The sequence below is a fragment of the Microbacterium sp. CPCC 204701 genome, assembly GCF_004010105.1.
Lineage (GTDB): Bacteria > Actinomycetota > Actinomycetes > Actinomycetales > Microbacteriaceae > Microbacterium.
In genome coordinates this window covers 1-2,342 of record NZ_RRYE01000433.1, presented here as the reverse complement: position 1 = coordinate 2,342, position 2,342 = coordinate 1, and the positions used below count along the sequence as shown (strand labels likewise).

2 protein-coding genes are annotated in these 2,342 nt (G+C 71.7%); one reads left to right on the top strand and one right to left on the bottom strand.

Features of this window, described 5'->3' with window-relative positions; genetic code table 11:
• Positions 1 to 102: 102 nt before the first annotated feature.
• Positions 103 to 1,143 carry a 4-hydroxy-3-methylbut-2-enyl diphosphate reductase gene (locus EIO58_RS16420; protein ID WP_240658947.1) on the bottom strand — a complete coding sequence of 347 codons (1,041 nt, stop codon included), beginning with the start codon at positions 1,141 to 1,143 and terminating at the stop codon, positions 103 to 105.
• A gap of 110 nt (positions 1,144 to 1,253) precedes the next feature.
• On the opposite strand from EIO58_RS16420, the gene xseA reads away from it, so the two are divergent.
• Positions 1,254 to 2,342 (top strand): exodeoxyribonuclease VII large subunit (xseA, locus tag EIO58_RS16415; protein ID WP_127820383.1); only part of this gene is annotated, 1,089 nt, incomplete at its 3' end.

The window sequence follows — 2,342 nt, the reverse complement described above, 5'->3', positions numbered from 1 at the left end:
GGGCGCGCTGCTCCTCGGGGGTCGCGTACTCCCCGTACTGGGGCCGGGAGCGCGATTCCCCTTCGCCGCGCGAGCGTGCGGCCGAGTCGTGCGCGGCGTCGCTCACGAGCGGCTCCTCCCGCCGAGCGCCCGGTCGTCGCGCTTGCCCGCGGCATCCGTCCGCAGCTCCTTGGGAAGCGAGAACTGCAAGTCCTCCTCGGCGGTGCGCACCTCTTCGACGTCGCGGTAGCCCGCGGCGGCCAGGTCGTCGAGCACCTGCTGCACGAGCACCTCCGGCACCGACGCACCACTCGTGACGCCGACGGTCTGGACGCCCTCGAGCCAGGACTGCTCGACCTCGTCGGCGTAGTCCACGCGATACGCCGCCTTCGCGCCGTGCTCGAGGGCGACCTCGACGAGGCGCACGCTGTTCGACGAGTTCGCGGAGCCGACCACGATCACGAGGTCCGCGTCCTTGGCGACCTTCTTGATCGCGACCTGGCGGTTCTGCGTCGCGTAGCAGATGTCGTCCGAGGGCGGGTCCTGCAGCTGCGGGAAGCGGGTGCGCAGGCGTCGCACCGTCTCCATCGTCTCGTCGACCGAGAGCGTCGTCTGCGACAGCCACACGACCTTCGAGGGATCGCGCACCTTGATCGTGTCGGCCTCGTCGGGCGAGCCCACGATCGTGACGTGATCGGGCGCTTCGCCGGCGGTGCCCTCGACCTCCTCGTGGCCGACGTGGCCGATGAGGAGGATCTCGTAGTCGTCCCGCGCGAACCGCACGGCCTCGCGGTGCACCTTCGTCACGAGCGGGCATGTCGCGTCGATGGCGCGCAGGCCCCGATCGGATGCCGCATCCACGACGGCCGGTGACACCCCGTGCGCGCTGAACACCACGTGCGCGCCCTCGGGCACCTCGTCGACCTCGTCGACGAACACGGCGCCCTTGTGCTCGAGCTCGGTGACGACGTGGATGTTGTGGACGATCTGCTTGCGCACGTACACCGGCGCGCCGAAGCGGTCGAGTGCCTTCTCGACCGCGATGACCGCGCGGTCGACCCCCGCGCAGTATCCGCGCGGGGAGGCCAGCAGCACCTTCTTGTGTCCGGGCACGGCGTTATCCTGGAGTGGCCTGCGCCGCCGTGGGATGCGCGGGACGGGCATGCTCACGGGGGTCGTCCCCAGGGTGCTGGTGCTCACCCGTCGATTCTACGGGCGGCCCCTGGACGCCGGCCCTGTGCCGGCCCACAGCCGCCCAGGCACGAGAGGACCCCATGACGACGTTTCAGGCCGCCGCCATCCCCGGCGAGCCGCCGCCGCCGGACGCGGTGGCGCCGCGCGACTCCACGGCCCAGGCGCCGACGTCTGTGGCACGGCTGGGCGACACCATCCGCGGCTTCATCCAGACCTGGGGCTCGGTGTGGGTCGAGGGCGAGATCACCACCTGGAACCTGCGCGGCGGCAACGTCTTCGGCCGCCTCAAGGACCTCTCGACCGATGCCACGATCGCGTTCCGCATCTGGTCGTCGACGCGCGACCGGCTGCCCGCCGACCTCAAGGTCGGCGATCATGTCATCGCGTGCGTCAAGGCGGACTTCTTCGTCAAGACCGGCGACTTCACCTTCGCGGTGTCGGCGATGCGGCACGTCGGCCTCGGCGATCAGCTCGAGCGCCTCGAGCGCCTGCGTGCTCAGCTGCGCGCCGAGGGGCTCTTCGACGCCGCCCGCAAGAAGCCCCTCCCGTTCCTGCCCCATGTCATCGGCCTCATCACCGGGGCGAACTCCGATGCCGAGAAGGACGTGCACCGCAACGCCGAGCTGCGCTGGCCGCAGGTCACGTTCCGCACCAAGCACGCCGCCGTGCAGGGCGACCGCTGCGTGCCCGAGACGATCGCGGCACTCAAGGCGCTCGATGCCGCGCCCGACGTCGACGTCATCATCATCGCGCGCGGCGGCGGCGACCCGCAGAGCCTCCTCGGCTTCAGCGACGAGCGTCTGCTGCGCGCGGTGGCGGCAACATCCACTCCGGTCGTCAGCGCGATCGGGCATGAGAACGACCACCCGCTGCTCGACGACGTCGCCGACCTCCGCGCCTCGACGCCGACCGACGCGGCGAAGCGCGTGGTGCCGGATGTCGCCGAGCAGCGCGCCCTCGTGGCGCAGCTGCGCGCCCGTCTCACGATGCGGCTCACGCAGCGCGTCACCCACGACATCGCCCAGCTCGAGCAGCTGCGCTCGCGGCCCGTGCTGCGCACGCCCGAGACGCTCCTCACGACGCGATCGCACGAGGTCGAGATGCTGGCGGCGCGCGGCCGCGACCGGATCGAGCGCACGCTCGAGGCCGGCGCTCGGCGCACGGCCGAG